This window comes from Gymnodinialimonas sp. 57CJ19, from assembly GCF_038396845.1.
Lineage (GTDB): Bacteria > Pseudomonadota > Alphaproteobacteria > Rhodobacterales > Rhodobacteraceae > Gymnodinialimonas.
This window is the reverse complement of sequence record NZ_CP151587.1, coordinates 165388-181700: the sequence shown is the minus strand read 5'-3', so window position 1 is coordinate 181700 and position 16313 is coordinate 165388. Positions and strand designations below refer to the sequence as shown.

Here is a 16313-nt window from a genome sequence, read left to right as displayed (position 1 = left end):
ATGGAGTTTCTAGTAGCTTCAGCCATTGGCATTCTGACTGCGGGCGGCCTGTACCTTGTGCTCCGCCTGCGCACCTTCCCGGTCATCATGGGTATTTCCTTGCTGACCTATGCGGTGAACGTGTTCATCTTCGCCTCGGGCCGTCTGACAACCGGCGCGCCCCCGATCCTGCGCTACGGGGTCGAGACCTATACGGACCCGCTGCCCCAAGCCCTCGTCCTGACGGCCATCGTGATTTCCTTCGGGATGACTGCCGTGGTGGTGATGATCGCCTTGGGCGGCTTTCTCGGCTCGGACGATGACCATGTAGATGACCAGCCCGTGACGGGCACCAAACCGGCGGAAACCGAAGTATGACCCACTGGATTATCGCCCCCGTCGTTCTGCCGGCGATCCTTGCGCCGTTCATCGTGCTTGCGGCCCGCTATCACATTGGCATTCAGCGCGTTCTGTCCGTAGCCGGAGTGCTGACCCTGATCGCGGTGGCCTTGGGCCTGTCGATACAGGCCTCGGACGGCAGCATCTTGCTGTATCAGCTTGGCGATTGGGCCGCGCCTTTTGGCATTGTGTTGGTGGGCGACAGCCTGTCGACGATGATGGTGCTCCTCACCGCCATTCTGGCGCTATTCGTGCTGCTCTACGCCATCGGCTCGGGGTGGGATAAGCGCGGCTGGCACTTCCACGCGCTGTTCCAGTTCCAGCTTATGGGCATTATGGGCGCGTTCCTGACCGGGGATTTGTTCAACCTGTTCGTGTTCTTCGAGGTTTTGCTGATCGCCTCTTACGGGTTGATGATCCACGCGGGCGGCAACGAAAGACTGCGGGCGGGGGTGCAATATGTGCTGTTCAACCTGATCGGCTCGACCCTGTTTCTGTTCGCTTTGGGCTCCATCTACGCTGAGACGGGGACGCTCAACATGGCCGATCTGGCCAACCGTGTGACGCTGATCGGGCCCGAGGAAACCGTGGGCATCCGCGTGGCGGCTGTGCTGCTTTTGCTGGTCTTCGCGATCAAGGCGGCGCTGGTGCCGCTGCATTTCTGGCTGCCCTCCAGCTACGCCGAGGCGCCGGCCCCGGTGGCGGCGTTGTTTGCGATCATGACGAAGGTGGGCGCCTATGCGATCATCCGCGTCTACACGATGATTTTTCCCCCAGAGCTCGAGGTCACAAGCGGGTTGCATGACGTCTGGCTGCTGCCCGCAGCACTGGTGTCGTTGGCCCTTGGGATGGTGGGTGTCTTGGCGGCCAAGCGGTTGGACCGGTTGGTGGCGTTCTCGGTCATCGGGTCGATGGGAATGGTGATGATCTCCATCGCGCTGTTCACGCCGGAAGGCATCGCCTCGGCGCTGTATTACATCGTGCATTCGACCTTGGCGGGGGCGGCCTTGTTCCTGATCTCGGACCTTGTGCGCAGCGGGCGCGGCAACGTGGACCTGACGGCGCAACCGGCCATGACCGGAACGTCGCTGACGGCGGGCCTTTTCTTTGTGGGCGCGATTGCCATGGCGGGCCTGCCGCCCCTGTCGGGCTTTCTGGGCAAGTTGCTGGTGTTGGACGCCGCCTTTGACACCGATTTGATGGTATGGATTTGGGCGATTGTTCTGGGGTCCAGCCTGATCAGCATTGTCGGGTTCTCTCGCGCCGGTAGCATCCTGTTCTGGAAGGCCCACAGCGTCACCGCGCCGGACGAGGCCGAGGTTCTGCCCCGCCCTGAAACCCTGTCTTACGTGGCGGTGGGCGGGCTGATCGCGCTGCTGTTGGCCCACACCGTCTTTGCCGGCCAAGTGCACAGCTACACCACCCGCATGGCCGCGCAATTGTTCGCCCCCGGCCCCTATATCTCGACCGTGTTGGACACGCCGGGCCGGTTGAGCACCCCGTCGTCGGAAGAGGAGCACTGATATGGCCCGCGCATTCTACTGGTTGGTGCCGCACCCATTCCTGACCCTGCTGTTGGCGGTCGTCTGGATCATCTTGCAGAACGAGGTGTCGGCGGGCATGGCCGTCTTTGGCCTGATCCTTGGCATCCTGATCCCTTGGGCCACGTCGATCTGGTGGCCGGACACGCCCCAGGGCTTCCGCTTGGGCAAAATGACCTCTTACGCGGTGATCGTGTTGTGGGACATTTTGGTGGCCAACGTCCAGGTCGCCTGGATCGTGCTGAGCGTTTCAAACGCCAAGCTCAAGCCCGCATGGATCGTGGTGCCGCTCGACCTGCGCCTGCCCGAGGCGATTACGCTTCTGGCGGGAACGATCACACTGACACCCGGCACGGTGTCGTCAGATATCTCGGATGAGGGGCATAGCCTGCTGGTCCATGTGTTGCATACCGACGATCCCGACGCCGTGAGAGACGATATCAAGAACCGCTACGAGCGCCGCCTGAAGGAGATTTTCTCGTGATGAGTGCAGAAGGACTTTTGAACATCGCCTTGGGCGTGACCTTCGTGACGCTGGTTCTGGGGCAAGTGCTGTCGATGGTGCGGCTCATCATAGGGCCCACGCAGGGGGACCGGATTTTAGCCCTTGATACGATGGTCATCAACGCGCTGGGGTTGGTTGTCATTCTGGGCGTTCACCAAGGCGTGCAAATCTACTTCGAGGTGGCTTTGCTAATCGCCATGCTCGGCTTTGTATCCACCGTGGCTTTGGCACGGTTTCTGTTGCGGGGGGACATCATCGAATGAGCGTTCAGATTATCGCCACCTACGCCGCCGCCGTGTCCCTGTTTATCGGGTCGTTCTTCATTCTGGTGGGTGTCATTGGCCTGCTGAAATTCAATGATCCCATGACCCGCCTGCATGCACCGACGAAAGTGGGCACAGTGGGGATCGGGATGTTGCTGCTGGCCTCGATCCTGCATTCGTTCGCTTTGGGCGACGCATCGTCCCACGAGCTGTTGATCATGGCGTTCCTTTTCGTGACCGCGCCGATTTCGGCGAATTTCATCGCCAAGGTGAGCATCCATAGTCGGTCGTGCGATACGCCGCCCGCTCCACCGACCGATGACACATGGTCCACCCTGGATGTCCCGAAAACCGACGCTTAGGCTTGCGGACAGAACCAGGGTTTGTGCCTGAAGATCGGGCTGCCCCAAGGGCAAGTCTTTCGCGTTGCAAGGGCCGGAATGCGGCTTGCAAACAACGCTTTGCACAAGGGGCGCACTTTTCTGTGCGGAGATGGGGGGTTTATGGTGGCCACCCTCTTGATATTGAGCGGTGACGCGCCGACCTCACCACGATAAATTGTCAGAACACCGACCGCGGTGCCGGTGCATGCTCAGCCCCAAGGAGACACTCATGTTCATCAAGTTCAGCGCCGCAACGGTGCTTTGTCTCATGTTGTCATCCTTGCCCGCCGTGGCCGACGCGCCCTTCGTCCGGTTGGAAACCGTCACCGCCAGCGACGCCGAAGTGCGGCGCGTGTTCTTCGGGCGGGTTGTGGCGCGGGAAACGGTGGATCTGGCGTTCCAGGCCGGGGGGCAGATCGTTGATTTCCCGGTAGAGGAAGGCGCCTTCGTGCCCGCCGATGACGTCGTGGCAACGCTGGATCAGGTGCCGTTCGAGCTGGCCTTGGAAGAAGCGCAGGTGCAGCACGAACAAGCCCTGCGCACGGTCACAAGGTTGCGCGCGCTCTTGGGCAGCGCCGTGAGCGAAACTGCCGTACAAGACGCAGAGACAGAGCTGAACCTGGCAGAACTGGCGGTGCGCAACGCCGAACGTGCCCTGTCACAAGCTACCCTGCATTCGCCGTTTGACGCCTTGGTGGCGGCCCGCTTGGTGCCGAACTTCTCGACTGTGGGAAGCGGCACAGCGGTTTTGCGGATGCACGATATGTCTGACCTGCGGGTGGAAATCGACGTGCCGGAAACGCTGTTTCAACGGGCGGGCCAAGACCCGGACGCGTCGTTCGCGGTCCAGTTCCCCTCGGGCGAGGAAAGCTATGATTTCGATATCCGCGAGGTCAACGCCGAGACCGCCCCCATCGGGCAGACCTACACCATCACCTTGGGCCGAGAACCGCTGGAGGGCCTGACCATCTGGCCCGGATCATCGGCAACGGTTGAAGCGGTTCTGGGCACCAGCGGTGGGCGCATTGTGATCCCCGCATCGGCGGTTGTGGTGGAAAACGACGGCAGCACCAGCGTGGTGGTTTTCAACCCCACGGGGGCATCGGCGGGAACGGTCGCGAGAACGCCGGTGGAGATCATCCCCACCGACAACGGTCGCGTGCAGGTGATCGACGGGCTGGAGCCCGGCCAGGAGATCGTGACAATTGCCGGAGGACAGCTAGCCGATGGCACGCAAGTCCGGCGCTTCGTTGGCTTTGAGGAATAGGTCGGATCATGGATATCGCACGTTTCTCGATTGATCGGCCCATCTACACATGGATCGTCATGCTGATTTGCCTGATCGGCGGCATCTGGGGCTTCGCCAACCTGGGGCGGCTGGAAGACCCTGCCTTTACCATCAAGACCGCGATTGTGGTCACGCAATATCCCGGTGCCTCGGCGGAGGAAGTGGCGCTGGAGGTCTCGGAGGCGATCGAGTCCGAGATCCAGAGCATGGGCGAGGTGGACGACATCGTCACCATGAACCAGCCCGGCCTGTCGTGGATCGTGGTCAACATGCGCGACCAATATGACGGCACCGAGTTGCCCACCATCTGGTCAGACCTGCGCAACCGTGTGGCCGATGCCGCCCTGCCAAGCGGCGCGTCCGATCCCTTTGTGAACGATAATTTCGGCGACGTGTTTGGCCTCTATTTCGCGGTGACGGCGGACGGCTACACCGACGCCGAGATCAACGGCATCGCCGCTTTCTTGCGCCGCGAATTGCTCGCGGTGGACGGGGTAGCCGATGTGGCGCTGTCGGGTCTGCCCAACGAGGTCATCTATGTGGAGCCGGATCTGGCCCTGACCACGACTCTTGGCATTCCCCCCGCGGCCATGCTGGCCGCCATTGCGGGGGCCGACGAGATGGTGGACGGCGGCACCCTGCAATCGACCGAGGGGCGCACGCTTATTCAGCGGCCCCAAGGGTCCGATACCGTGTCCGCGATCGCGACGCTCTCGGTGGGTGTCGGCGGAGAGATCATCAACCTGACCGACGTGGCCGAGGTGTTCCGCGCCCGAGAAGCCGCGCCCAACCTGATCGTGCGCCACAACGGGACCGAGGCCTTCACCCTGGGCGTTGCCGGGATATCGACCGAGAACATCGTCGAAGTGGGCCACCGCGTCGATGCGCGTCTGGCCGAGTTGGAAAGCGTCATTCCCCTGGGCGTCTCGGTCGAGCCCGTCTACCAGCAGCACATCGTTGTGGAAGAAGCATCCAATGCCTTCCTGGTGAACCTGTTGATGTCGGTGACCATCGTTGTGGTGGTTCTGGCGGTGTTCATGGGATGGCGGGCCGCCGTGGTCGTGGGCAGCACCCTTCTGCTGACCGTGGTGGGCACGCTGTTTTTCATGATGTTGTCCTCCATCGAGATGGAGCGGATTTCCCTGGGCGCGCTGATTATCGCCATGGGGATGCTGGTCGATAACGCCATTGTGGTGGCGGAGGGGATGCAGATCGCCATGGCGCGGGGCAAATCGTCCCGCGATGCTGCGACAGAGGCGGCCAACAAGACGCAAATCCCGCTGTTGGGCGCCACGGTGATCGGGATCATGGCCTTCGCCGGAATCGGGTTAAGCCCTGACGCCACGGGAGAGTTCCTGTTCTCCCTCTTCGCGGTTATCGCAATTTCGTTGCTGCTGTCTTGGGTGCTGGCCCTTACCGCCACGCCTCTTTTGGGGCATTACTTCTTCAAGAAAGGCACCACCGGCGAAGGGGCGGGCAGCTACGATGGCGCGTTGTTCCGGGGCTATGCCTCGGTGCTGCGGGTCTGCCTGCAATTCCGCTGGATCGTGGTCGCTGCGCTGATTGTCACCACGGTCGCGTGCTACGCGATGTTCGGGCAAATCCGGCAGCAGTTCTTTCCAGACAGCAACACGCCGCTCTACTTCGTGCACTACCAATTGCCGCAAGGGGCCTCGATCCAACAAACGACCGAGGACATGGCGGTGTTGGAAGATTGGTTGAGCGAGCGTGAAGAAGTGGAGGCGGTGACGTCCTTCTCCGGGATGGGCGCGTCACGCTTCATGCTGACCTACGACAGCGAAGACCCGAACCCCAGCTATGGCCACCTGATCGTGCGGGTCACGTCACTGGACGTGATCGAAGAAGAAATGAACGAGCTGGAGGCCTTTGCCGCCAATGCGGTGCCCCAAGGGGAATTCCGCGTCATGCGGCTAGCCTTCGGGCCGGGTGGCGGCGCGCCGATCGAAGTGCGCTTCCTTGGCCGTGACCCAGACGTTCTGCGCGATCTGGCGGATGAGGCAATGGCAAGGATGGCCAGTGTCTCGGACAACATCATCTCGCCGCGCCACGATTGGCGAGAGCGTGAATTGGTGCTGCGCCCGGTCTATGCCGAAGACCGTGCCCAAGATGCGGGTATCTCGCGGTCTCAAATTACCGAGATGATGCAGTTCGCCAGCGAGGGTCTCGCTGCCGGTACGTTCCGCGAAGGGGACCGCCAGATCCCCATCGTTTTGCGCGGGCCACAAGATGGCAGCATCGCCCTGACCGACTACCTGCTGTATTCCGACAGCGGCAACGGCTTCGTGCCGATGCATCAGGTCATCAACGGGTTCACGTTCGAGCCGCAAGACACGCTGGTGCACCGCCGGGACCGGGCCAATGTCATTACGGTGGGGGCCGATATCCCGCGCGACATGACGGCCAGCGAAGTGCAGATCGAGGTGCGGGAGATCATTGAAGAGATGACCCTGCCCGAAGGCTACGCGATGGAATGGGGCGGAGAGCTTGAAAGCTCCACCAATGCGCAGGCTTCCCTTGCAGGGCAATTGCCGGTCAGCCTGATCGTGATGGTCCTGATCTCGGTCCTGTTGTTCAACGCCTTGCGCCAGCCGATCATCATTTGGCTAATGGTGCCGATGGCCGTGAACGGGGTCAGCCTTGGGTTATTGGGGGCGGGTTTGCCCTTCACCTTCACCGCGCTTCTGGGGCTTCTGTCCCTGTCAGGGATGCTGATCAAGAACGGCATCGTCCTGGTGGAAGAGATCGACCTGACCCGAGAAGCGACGCCGGACATGCCTTTGAAAGACGCAATTGTCGAAGCCTCTACATCGCGTTTGCGGCCGGTGTTCCTGGCGGCGGCCACAACGATCCTTGGGATGCTGCCGCTGATCTCGGACGCGTTCTTCCAGTCGATGGCAGTGACGATCATGGGCGGGTTGGCGTTTGCCTCGGTGCTGACATTGATCGCGGCGCCAGTGTTCTACTTTCTGTTCTTCAAGCGCGCGGATCAACGGGCGCGTTTGGCAGGGTAGGGATGCCCCCCGTTGCCCCCTCTGGCGCTCTGCCGGGGGGGCAACGGGGACGTCAGAGTTTGTAGCGCGGCAACACGTCGAACGCATCGCGCAAGGCATCGCCCCACCCGTCCGAGATTTGTTGATAAATCGGGTCATCGGCCGTGATCCGCGTCGTGCGGCCCACCGAGAAGCTGTCATTCTCATAGATTTGCAGGTCGAACGGGAGACCGACAGAGAGGTTGGATTTCACCGTGGAATCGAACGACACCAACAGAAGCTTCACGGCGTCGTCAAAGTCCATCGCCGCATCATAGACGCGCACAAGGATCGGCTTGCCGTATTTGGTTTCGCCAATCTGAAAGAACGGCGTGTCATCGGTGATCTCGATGAAGTTCCCTTCCGGGTAGATCATGAAGATCGTGGGCTTGCCGCCCTTGATCTGCCCCGCAACGATGATCGACGCGCCGAACTGATCCTCGGACGTTTGCCCCGACGCAGACGAGGTTGAGATCACCTCGCGCAGGGTCGCCCCGACCAGCCGCGCCACCTGAAACATCGTGGGCTCTTGCAAAATGCTGGGATCGCGGTCCTGTTCGGAGACGGAGCGCTCTTCCAGCAAGCTGATCATGGATTGCGTGGTGGCAAGGTTGCCGGCGGTCATGATGGTAATCGCCCGTTCGCCGGGGACTTCCCAAGTGAACATCTTCTTGCTGACGGCAAAATTATCGACGCCCGCGCTGGTGCGCGTGTCCGACATCAGAACCAGCCCGCGGTCCAGTCGCATTCCGATACAGTAAGTCATGAAGCTCTACATTCAGATTAGAAGGGTGCGCGCCCTGTCTACTGTTGGACTTGTAAAGATACCATAAGCGTTTCTTGGGCTGTCCCTAAACGAAGTCCCTCGATCGGAGCGGCGTCGCGGGCGTCGCGGCCCACGGCGATGCGGACATATTTTTCATCCGGGGACACGCCGTTGGACACGTCAAACCCAACCCAGCCAATCCGATCCACATAGACCTCGGCCCAGGCGTGGGTGGCTTCCTGGACGACCTGATCGTTGATCATCAGGTAGCCGCTGACATAACGCGCCGGAAGGCCGGATTGTCGGGCGGCGGCAACGAAAATCTGCGCGTGATCCTGACATACGCCGCTGTTGCCTTGCAGGGCCTCTTCGGCGGTTGTGTCCACCGATGTCGTGCCCGTCTTGTAGGGCAGGGCCTCCAGGATCGTGGCGGAAAGAGCGTGGAGCGCGGGGAGTTGCGCCTCGGGCTCGGGCGGGACGCGAGGCAAGGCGGCAATCGCCGCGCCCGGCATGGTCAGAACCGTGGGTTGGCGGAAATGCCACAGCGGCGCACGGCCATGGACGGGGCCAAGCACGCCCGTGTCGTTCAGGGTTGTGACATTTCCGCTGGCCGTGATGCGCAGCACTTGTTCGCCGGGCGTGATGCTGACCAGATCAACGTGATTGCCGTGATGGTCCCTGTAGCTCGCCTCGACCTTGCCGCCGGATACCTCAAGCGACCAATCCGCCAGCGATTGCATGACAGAGGCCAGAGGGCGCAACCGCACTTTTTGCAGCGCGTAGTCCACCGGGGCGCTATAGGCGTATTCAGTTGTGTGGGTGATGCTGAGGTCCATCATGCCGCGAACCTATAGTCCAGCTCGATCTGGTGAGCGAGGCCAGCTGTCTTGTCGATCAGCGAACGAACGAATTCGTGCAGGCCTTCCTCGAAGATGGAGTCGATATCGCGATTTACCAAACGGGCACAGAGAACGTTCGCCATCTCATGGGATTCAGGCGATGCGCCGTAGTTCTCGCCCAGTTTTTGCAGGCTTTTGACAACCTTTCCGGCACTGAAGGCCAAGGCACGAGGCATTCGGCGGTCCAGTATCAGGAACTCGGCAATGGTGGAGGCGTTGAAATCCTCTTCCACCGCCCACCGAAATGACCGATGCGCCGAGACCGACCGCAGCATGGTTTCCCATTGCACGTTATCCAAGCGACTGCCCACGAAGGACGGGGCAGGCAGAAGCGAGTAATACTTCACGTCGATGATCCGCGCGGTGTTGTCCATCCGCTCGATAAACGTGCCAAGGCGGCAGAAGTCATAAACGTCGTTGCGCAACATGGTGCCGTGCAACGCCCCGCGCACCAACCCCGATTGCTGCCGGATCGTGGCCAGAATGGCGGGCAGTTCCGTTTGCGGAATTTCGTCTTTCAGAAGGTCAGTGAACAACATCCAGGACTCGTTCACCGCTGACCAAACCTCGGTTGTCAGCGCCGTGCGCACCAGCCGCGCGTTGTCACGGGCCGACTTGATGATCGACAGCACAGAGCTGGGGTTGGTCGGTTCGCGCAACAGGAAGTTAACCACCTGCGCACTATCGTAGCCGTCGTAAATCGCCTCATAGGCCTGCTGCGCGGCCAGCGTTTGAATGACCGAGCGCCATTCAGCCTCGGCGTTATTGGAGCGGGTCAATGCGATCCGAAAGCCCGCTTCAATCAAACGTGCTGTATTCTCGGCCCGTTCCAGAGACCGGAACATCCAGTAAAGCCCACCTGCGGTTTTTCCCAACATATCAGTCTTCCAATACCCAAGTGTCTTTGGTGCCGCCGCCTTGGCTGGAGTTCACCACCAAAGAGCCCTCGGTCAATGCCACACGGGTCAACCCGCCGGGCGTGATGTCCACCCCCTTGGGCGAGACCAGCGCGAAGGGGCGCAGATCGACGTGGCGCGGCGCAAGGCCGCTTTCGGTGAAGATCGGTACCGTCGACAGCGACAGCGTCGGCTGAGCAATGTAATTGTCGGGGCGCGCGCGCAGTTTGTCGGCGAAATCCGACAGCTCTTTCTTGCTGGCAGCGGGGCCGACCAACATGCCGTAGCCCCCTGAGCCGTGGACCTCTTTCACCACCAGATCAGCGAGGTTTTCCAAGACGTATTTCAAGCTGTCCGGCTCCGAGCACCGGAAGGTCTGCACGTTCTTCAGGATCGGCGGCTCTCCGGTGTAGAAGCGTATGATATCAGGGATATAGCTGTAGACCGCCTTGTCATCAGCCACGCCCGTGCCGGGGGCGTTTGCGATGGTGATATTGCCCGCGCGATACACATCCATGATGCCGGGAACACCCAACATCGACGCAGGATTGAAGGTCAGCGGGTCCAGATATTCATCATCCACGCGGCGGTAGATCACGTCGATCTTGCGGTACCCTTTGGTAGTGCGCATGGCGATGTGGCCATCGACCACCCGCAGGTCATGACCTTCGACAAGCTCGACCCCCATCTGGTCGGCCAGGAAGCTGTGTTCAAAGTACGCAGAGTTGTGAATCCCCGGCGTCAGGATCACCACGCAGGGCCGCCCGGAGCAACTTTTGGGCGCCGACGCCTCAAGCGAGCGGCGCAGGTTCTTGGGGTAGTCGCTGACCGGCTGCACCCGAATGCTGCTGAACAACTCGGGAAACATTTGCAGCATGGTTTCGCGGTTTTCCAGCATGTAGCTGACGCCCGATGGGGTGCGGGCGTTGTCTTCGAGGACGAAGAAATCATCCTCTCCGGTGCGCACAATGTCGGTGCCGACGATATGGGTAAAGACATCGCCGGGCGGGCTGAAGTCCATCATCTGCGGCAAGAATGCTTCGTTCTGGGCGATAAGCTGGGTCGGGATAACGCCCGCCCGCAGGATTTCCTGGCGGTTGTAGATATCGTGGAGAAAGGCGTTGATCGCGTAGACGCGCTGCTCGATCCCTTTTGAGAGTTTGGTCCATTCCCGAGACGAGATAATGCGCGGCACCAGATCAAACGGGATCAACCGTTCCTCGGCATCTTGCTGTCCGTAGACGTTAAACGTGATGCCGGTGCGGCGAAAGAAGGCCTCGGCCTCTTGCGACTTGGTGGCGAGCCGGGCGTTGTTCTGGCCGGCGAACCAAGCATCGTATTTGGTGTAGGGGCTGCGCGGGGTGCTGCCGGCATACATCTCGCTAAAGTGCGATTGTGGTTTGTCCATTCGTCAACGCTAGAGGTTTTGGCCCTTAATGCAACGTGATGCGGCAGGAGCGTGCTTTCGCATCAACTTTTCGATGAAAATATAGACAAGGATCAGAGGCTATTGTTTGGATTGCCGATCCATAACGCAAACCGGGCCCGATCAGGTCGTGCCCCCCACGCAAAAAGCCCGCTGGATGACTTTGGTGGCTATGGTGAAGACCCGAACTCTGTCACCAAGGCGCGCGCTTCAGGCCCCTAATTCGGGCCCATGCGTATTTTGTCGTGCGCGGCCTCTTCCCGGACCCGGCCAGAGGCGCTACACCGCGCCGTAGCGGGCCCATAGCTCAACTGGATAGAGCAGCCGACTTCTAATCGGCAGGTTGAGGGTTCGAGTCCTTCTGGGCCCGCCATTCCCCCCTGAATCCAGCAGTAACCCGGCGCGAATCGGGTGTTAAGCCCGGCGATTATTGAGACCGCCAAGGGGGTGCAGCCCCCCCCGGATCGGTGAAATCCTGCTTGGAAACAGGCGTTTGGCAAGGGCTTGCCGCGGAAATGGATGGCTTTAGAGTATTCACTAAGCGGTGAATGTGGGTATAGTGCCAGCTAATCGGCACTGCCACGCCGCGAATGATCCTTGGGGGATGATCCATGATACGATCCGAACTGATTCAGAAGCTTTCTGATGAAAACCCACATCTTTTTCAGCGTGATGTTGAACGGATTGTTAATTCGATCTTCGAAGAAGTAATTGATGCATTGGCCGCGGGTGATCGCGTTGAGCTGCGCGGTTTCGGCGCCTTTTCGGTGAAGAAACGGGATGCCCGCATCGGTCGCAATCCGCGCACCGGCGAAAGTGTCTCGGTCGAGGAAAAGCATGTGCCTTTCTTCAAGGCCGGGAAACTGCTACGCGACAGGCTGAACGGTCACGAAAGCTAGGTGCGGCGGTCCTTGGTGGCCGTAGAGGCCCAAGGGGGATGCTTTGAAAATTCTGCGGTTTATTAAACTTCTGTTCCTGGCGCTGGTTCTGCTGGCGCTGGTGTTCCTGTTTTTCGCCAATCGCGAAACGGTGACGCTTAACCTGATGCCGCAGGGCATTGCCGACGCCCTGAGCATCCGGAACGCGTGGAACGTATCGTTGTTCGTTGTCGTGGCTGCGGCACTTCTGGTCGGCATCGTCGTGGGGTTCATTCTGGAATGGCTGCGAGAGCATCGCTTCCGCGCGGAAGCCAGAACCCAGCGCCGCAAGGCCAAAGAGCTGGAGCGTGAGGTCGTCGCGGTCAAAGGTCGCAAGAGCGAAAGCCAGGATGACGTCCTCGCCATTCTCGAAGACGCCGACACTGCGCGTTGATCCTTTGGCAGACGTTTCGATCAAGTTCTGCGGGTTGAGCCGCCGCGAGGACGTGGCCGCCGCCGCCGCTGCGGGCGCACGCTACGTGGGCTTTGTGTTTTTTCCGAAGTCGCCGCGCAATGTCTCGGTCGCGCAGGCGCGAGCCTTGGCGCTGGAGGTGCCTGTGGGCATCGCCAAGGTGGCGCTGGTGGTGAATGCTGACGATGCGACGCTGGATGAGATCGTGGGGCAGGTGCCTCTGGATATGTTGCAGCTCCACGGCTCCGAGACGCCAGAGCGCGTGGCCGAGATCCGCGCCCGCTACGGCCTGCCGGTGATGAAGGCCATCGCGGTGGCCGAGGCGGGGGATCTGGCGGCGATCGACACCTACGCCGAAGTTGCGGATCAGCTGCTGATTGATGCCAAGAAGCCCAAGGGCTCGGACTTGCCGGGCGGCAACGGGGTGACGTTTGATTGGACGCTTCTGGCCGGCCGCAAATACTGGACCGTGCCGTGGATATTGGCCGGAGGGTTGACGCAGGGCAACGTGGCCGAGGCGGTGCGCGTGACTGGCGCGCGCCAGGTGGATTTATCCTCGGCGATCGAGTCGGCGCCCGGCGTGAAAGACGCCGCCAAGATGATGGCCTTTGCCGGCGCGCTAGAGGGGTGAAGGTGTTTCGCCGCGCTTCGCGCGTCGACCGGCTGGGGGCAAGCCCCCAGACCCCCAGGATGCTACCAGTTATGCAGGCCCCCCGTGGCCCAAGTTTCTTTCAGGGGGGCTTGCCCCCCTGGCCCCCCAGGATATTTAAAGAACGAGGAAGGGCAGGGCGTGCCCAAGGATATGGAGACGCGATATGCCGGACGACATTTTGAACAGCTTTATGACGGGCCCCGATGAGAAGGGCCGGTTTGGGGATTTCGGCGGGCGGTTTGTGTCCGAGACGCTGATGCCGCTGATCCTTGAGTTGGAGAAGCAGTACGAGTTCGCCAAGACTGACGATAGTTTTTGGGCCGAGATGCACGATCTGTGGACCCATTATGTGGGGCGGCCCTCGCCTCTGTATTACGCCGAGCGGCTGACGGAACGGTTGGGCGGCGCGAAGATTTACCTCAAGCGCGATGAGTTGAACCACACGGGCGCTCATAAGATCAACAACGTGTTGGGCCAGATCATTTTGGCGCGGCGCATGGGAAAGACGCGGATCATCGCGGAGACGGGCGCGGGCCAGCACGGTGTGGCGACGGCGACAGTTTGCGCCAAGTTCGGGCTGAAATGTGTGGTCTATATGGGGGCCACAGATGTGGAGCGTCAGGCCCCAAATGTGTTCCGCATGAAATTGTTGGGCGCGGAAGTTGTGCCAGTGACCAGCGGGCGCGGCACGTTGAAAGACGCCATGAACGATGCGTTGCGTGACTGGGTGACCAACGTGCGCGACACGTTTTACTGCATCGGCACGGTCGCGGGCCCACATCCGTACCCTGCGATGGTCCGTGATTTCCAAGCCATTATCGGAAAGGAAGCCAAGGAGCAGATGATGGCCGCCGAGGGGCGTTTGCCCGATACGTTGATTGCCGCGATTGGTGGAGGCTCCAACGCGATGGGGCTGTTCTTCCCGTTTCTTGACGACAAGGACGTGAATATTATCGGGGTCGAGGCAGGGGGCCACGGCGTTGATCAGAAGATGGAGCATTGTGCATCCCTGACCGGAGGGCGCCCCGGCGTGCTGCACGGGAACCGGACCTATCTGCTGCAAGATGACGATGGGCAGATTCTTGAAGGGCATTCCATCAGCGCAGGGCTCGATTACCCCGGTATCGGGCCGGAACACGCATGGCTGCACGAGATTGGTCGGGCGCAATATGTTTCAATCACTGACAGGGAGGCGCTGGAGGCGTTCCAGCTGTCGTGTGAGACCGAGGGTATTATCCCGGCGCTAGAGCCATCCCACGCGTTGGCCCATGTGGCCAAGATCGCGGGTGATTTGCCCAAGGATCACTTGATCTGCATGAACATGTGCGGGCGCGGCGACAAGGATATCTTCACCGTGGCACGCGCCCTTGGCTGGAACATGAGCGAGATCGCGTGACCACCCCTAAGGCGGTTGTCTGGGTGTTGCTCGCGGGCTTGGCGGTGATGGGGTGTTTTATCGTCAGCCTTGTTGCGGCCGCTTTTCTGCTGCCCCCTGACGCCTTGATGCAGGCAGCATTCGCTGTGCCCGTGTTTCTGATTTCAGGCAGCGCCTGCGGCGCGGCGATGTTACGGCGGGCGGGCGCGGTGGTTCCGAAATGGATCGTGGCGCTGGTGCTGGCCGTTGTTCTGGCGATAGTTGTTGCAAGCATTGTGCTTGGCCTGACAACGCCGGGAGAGACGGCGCTGTTGGCGTCGGTACTGTTCACGGCGGCACTTTGGGGGCTGTGGCAGCGGTCCTTTAGGGGGCGGCGTTCGCCTCCAGCAACTCCAGAGGGATAATCTCCAGCGCGCGCTTATGGGTGGCCGAGAGGTTGACCAAGGGCGCGGCATGTTCCTCGGCAGCCTGCATCCAACGGCTGGCGCAGAGGCACCAGCCGTCGCCGGGTTTGAGGCCCGCGAACCCGTATTCGGGGCGCGGGGTTGAGAGGTCGTTTCCGACATATTTGGAATAGGCCAGGAATTCAGCGGTCATGACGGCGCAGACGGTATGAGAGCCAGTGTCTTGGGCGCAGGTGTCACAGGCGCCGTTGCGGAAGTAACCTGTCAACGGCTCGGTCGAGCAGGGGGCGAGGGCGTCGCCGTAGACGTTCAGGGAAGGGTCTTTGGGCAAGGCCATGGCGGCGTCCTTTGGGGTTAGCGGAACTTGTCGGCCAGTTTTTGCAGGGCGCTGCGCGTGTCTTCAGACGGCTCCTCAGCCGCGGGTGCGGCTTCCTCGCGGCGGTTTGGCGCCTTGGGTTTTGAAGTGGACGACCGGGGCGGGGCGGTGCGCAGGGCGACTGCGTTCAGGAACTTGCCGCCATCGCCTTTGGCCAGCTGCGGCGCGCCGTCGGAAAGGCCACGGAGCACGTCATCCAGCCAGTCAGCATCCGCCTTGGCGAAGTCACTAAGCACATAGCCCGCCACGCGGTCTTTGTGGCCGGGATGCCCCACGCCAAGCCGCACGCGATCGTAATGCGGGCCGATATGCTGGTGGATCGAGCGCAGCCCGTTGTGACCCGCGTGGCCACCGCCCGCCTTGACGCGGACTTTGGCGGGGGCGAGGTCCAACTCATCATGCCAAACGGTGACATCGGTGCTGTCGAGTTTGTAGAACCGCATCGCCTCGCCGACCGACTGACCCGAGAGGTTCATGAAGGTTTCGGGCTTGAGCAGCAGCACTTTCTCGCCGCCAATGACGCCCTCGGTCACTTTGCCCTGAAACTTGCTGCGCCAAGGGGCAAAGCCGTGATCCTCGGCGATCCGGTCCACGGCCATCCAGCCGATATTGTGGCGGTTGCCCGCGTATTTCGCGCCCGGATTTCCCAGACCGACCCAAAGTTGCATGACTGGCCTCATATGATGGTGCTCAGTTGATATGGGCTGGGGGCGGAATTGCCAAGGCAAGGGGCATGGCGGGCAAGTTGGAGGCGCGGCATGCGCTGCCGCTGGGTGTGGCGG

At 61.1% G+C, this 16313-nt stretch carries 18 protein-coding genes and 1 tRNA gene; 13 read left to right on the top strand and 6 right to left on the bottom strand.

Annotated features, from left to right (window positions below; translation table 11 throughout):
- From AADW23_RS00910 to AADW23_RS00880, 7 genes are all read left to right on the top strand, one after another.
- Positions 1-357, top strand: coding sequence for a Na+/H+ antiporter subunit C (locus AADW23_RS00910; RefSeq protein ID WP_341862653.1), 357 nt, complete (start codon positions 1-3; stop codon positions 355-357).
- Positions 354-1901, top strand: coding sequence for a monovalent cation/H+ antiporter subunit D (locus AADW23_RS00905; RefSeq protein WP_341862652.1), 1548 nt, complete (start codon positions 354-356; stop codon positions 1899-1901). Before AADW23_RS00910 ends, AADW23_RS00905 begins: the two co-directional genes overlap by 4 nt.
- Before the next feature lies 1 nt (position 1902).
- A complete protein-coding gene (locus AADW23_RS00900) occupies positions 1903-2403 on the top strand; it encodes a Na+/H+ antiporter subunit E (protein ID WP_341862651.1) in 501 nt (166 codons plus the stop codon).
- Positions 2403-2687, top strand: coding sequence for a K+/H+ antiporter subunit F (locus tag AADW23_RS00895; RefSeq protein ID WP_341862650.1), 285 nt, complete (start codon positions 2403-2405; stop codon positions 2685-2687). Before AADW23_RS00900 ends, AADW23_RS00895 begins: the two co-directional genes overlap by 1 nt.
- Positions 2684-3049, top strand: coding sequence for a monovalent cation/H(+) antiporter subunit G (gene mnhG / locus AADW23_RS00890; protein ID WP_341862649.1), 366 nt, complete (start codon positions 2684-2686; stop codon positions 3047-3049). Before AADW23_RS00895 ends, mnhG begins: the two co-directional genes overlap by 4 nt.
- Positions 3050-3299: 250 nt before the next feature.
- On the top strand, positions 3300-4337 hold the full coding sequence (locus AADW23_RS00885) for an efflux RND transporter periplasmic adaptor subunit (RefSeq protein WP_341862648.1): 1038 nt from the start codon (positions 3300-3302) through the stop codon (positions 4335-4337).
- Positions 4338-4345: 8 nt separating this feature from the next.
- The gene (locus AADW23_RS00880; protein WP_341862647.1) at positions 4346-7390 is read left to right on the top strand and encodes an efflux RND transporter permease subunit; all 3045 of its coding nucleotides are present in this window, start codon (positions 4346-4348) and stop codon (positions 7388-7390) included.
- Positions 7391-7442: 52 nt separating this feature from the next.
- On the opposite strand, the gene AADW23_RS00875 is transcribed toward AADW23_RS00880, so the two are convergent.
- From AADW23_RS00875 to AADW23_RS00860, 4 genes are read right to left on the bottom strand one after another with little or no spacing between them, the layout of a single operon-like run.
- Positions 7443-8174, bottom strand: coding sequence for a peptidase (locus tag AADW23_RS00875; RefSeq protein ID WP_341862646.1), 732 nt, complete (start codon positions 8172-8174; stop codon positions 7443-7445).
- Positions 8175-8212: 38 nt separating this feature from the next.
- Entirely contained in the window at positions 8213-9010 is a 798-nt protein-coding gene (locus AADW23_RS00870; protein ID WP_341864364.1) for a transglutaminase family protein, read from the bottom strand.
- On the bottom strand, positions 9010-9951 hold the full coding sequence (locus AADW23_RS00865; RefSeq protein ID WP_341862645.1) for an alpha-E domain-containing protein: 942 nt from the start codon (positions 9949-9951) through the stop codon (positions 9010-9012). The genes AADW23_RS00870 and AADW23_RS00865 overlap by 1 nt, the downstream gene beginning before the upstream one ends.
- 1 nt (position 9952) lies before the next feature.
- Positions 9953-11377 carry a circularly permuted type 2 ATP-grasp protein gene (locus AADW23_RS00860; RefSeq protein ID WP_341862644.1) on the bottom strand — a complete coding sequence of 475 codons (1425 nt, stop codon included), beginning with the start codon at positions 11375-11377 and terminating at the stop codon, positions 9953-9955.
- A gap of 314 nt (positions 11378-11691) precedes the next feature.
- Between AADW23_RS00860 and AADW23_RS00855 the strand changes: the two genes are divergently transcribed.
- From AADW23_RS00855 to AADW23_RS00830, 6 genes are all read left to right on the top strand, one after another.
- Positions 11692-11768: transfer RNA gene (locus tag AADW23_RS00855), tRNA-Arg, on the top strand.
- A 238-nt stretch (positions 11769-12006) separates the two neighbouring features.
- Positions 12007-12294, top strand: a complete 288-nt coding sequence (gene ihfB, locus AADW23_RS00850) for an integration host factor subunit beta (RefSeq protein ID WP_341862643.1) — start codon at positions 12007-12009, stop codon at positions 12292-12294.
- Positions 12295-12337: 43 nt separating this feature from the next.
- Complete coding sequence (locus AADW23_RS00845; protein ID WP_341862642.1) at positions 12338-12706, top strand: LapA family protein; 369 nt, start codon at positions 12338-12340, stop codon at positions 12704-12706.
- Between the two features lie 4 nt (positions 12707-12710).
- A complete protein-coding gene (locus AADW23_RS00840) occupies positions 12711-13355 on the top strand; it encodes a phosphoribosylanthranilate isomerase (protein ID WP_341864363.1) in 645 nt (214 codons plus the stop codon).
- A 184-nt stretch (positions 13356-13539) separates the two neighbouring features.
- Entirely contained in the window at positions 13540-14772 is a 1233-nt protein-coding gene (gene trpB / locus AADW23_RS00835; RefSeq protein WP_341862641.1) for a tryptophan synthase subunit beta, read from the top strand.
- Positions 14769-15155, top strand: a complete 387-nt coding sequence (locus AADW23_RS00830) for a hypothetical protein (RefSeq protein ID WP_341862640.1) — start codon at positions 14769-14771, stop codon at positions 15153-15155. Before trpB ends, AADW23_RS00830 begins: the two co-directional genes overlap by 4 nt.
- On the opposite strand, the gene AADW23_RS00825 is transcribed toward AADW23_RS00830, so the two are convergent.
- Together AADW23_RS00825 and pth are read right to left on the bottom strand one after the other, a co-directional pair.
- The gene (locus tag AADW23_RS00825) at positions 15115-15486 is read right to left on the bottom strand and encodes a DUF2237 domain-containing protein (RefSeq protein WP_341864362.1); all 372 of its coding nucleotides are present in this window, start codon (positions 15484-15486) and stop codon (positions 15115-15117) included. The genes AADW23_RS00830 and AADW23_RS00825 overlap by 41 nt on opposite strands.
- Positions 15487-15509: 23 nt before the next feature.
- Positions 15510-16199: an aminoacyl-tRNA hydrolase gene (gene pth / locus AADW23_RS00820; RefSeq protein ID WP_341862639.1), complete on the bottom strand. Its 690-nt coding sequence runs from the start codon at positions 16197-16199 to the stop codon at positions 15510-15512.
- Positions 16200-16313 lie beyond the last annotated feature (114 nt).

Excerpts from the sequence above, each read along its gene's own strand:
- AADW23_RS00910 (WP_341862653.1), top strand. The coding sequence starts at position 1 with ATGGAGTTTCTAGTAGCTTCAGCCATTGGCATTCTGACTGCGGGCGGC.
- AADW23_RS00905 (WP_341862652.1), top strand. The coding sequence starts at position 354 with ATGACCCACTGGATTATCGCCCCCGTCGTTCTGCCGGCGATCCTTGCG.
- AADW23_RS00900 (WP_341862651.1), top strand. The coding sequence starts at position 1,903 with ATGGCCCGCGCATTCTACTGGTTGGTGCCGCACCCATTCCTGACCCTG.
- AADW23_RS00895 (WP_341862650.1), top strand. The coding sequence starts at position 2,403 with ATGAGTGCAGAAGGACTTTTGAACATCGCCTTGGGCGTGACCTTCGTG.
- mnhG (WP_341862649.1), top strand. The coding sequence starts at position 2,684 with ATGAGCGTTCAGATTATCGCCACCTACGCCGCCGCCGTGTCCCTGTTT.
- AADW23_RS00885 (WP_341862648.1), top strand. The coding sequence starts at position 3,300 with ATGTTCATCAAGTTCAGCGCCGCAACGGTGCTTTGTCTCATGTTGTCA.
- AADW23_RS00880 (WP_341862647.1), top strand. The coding sequence starts at position 4,346 with ATGGATATCGCACGTTTCTCGATTGATCGGCCCATCTACACATGGATC.
- AADW23_RS00875 (WP_341862646.1), bottom strand. The coding sequence starts at position 8,174 with ATGACTTACTGTATCGGAATGCGACTGGACCGCGGGCTGGTTCTGATG.
- AADW23_RS00870 (WP_341864364.1), bottom strand. The coding sequence starts at position 9,010 with ATGGACCTCAGCATCACCCACACAACTGAATACGCCTATAGCGCCCCG.
- AADW23_RS00865 (WP_341862645.1), bottom strand. The coding sequence starts at position 9,951 with ATGTTGGGAAAAACCGCAGGTGGGCTTTACTGGATGTTCCGGTCTCTG.
- AADW23_RS00860 (WP_341862644.1), bottom strand. The coding sequence starts at position 11,377 with ATGGACAAACCACAATCGCACTTTAGCGAGATGTATGCCGGCAGCACC.
- ihfB (WP_341862643.1), top strand. The coding sequence starts at position 12,007 with ATGATACGATCCGAACTGATTCAGAAGCTTTCTGATGAAAACCCACAT.
- trpB (WP_341862641.1), top strand. The coding sequence starts at position 13,540 with ATGCCGGACGACATTTTGAACAGCTTTATGACGGGCCCCGATGAGAAG.
- pth (WP_341862639.1), bottom strand. The coding sequence starts at position 16,199 with ATGCAACTTTGGGTCGGTCTGGGAAATCCGGGCGCGAAATACGCGGGC.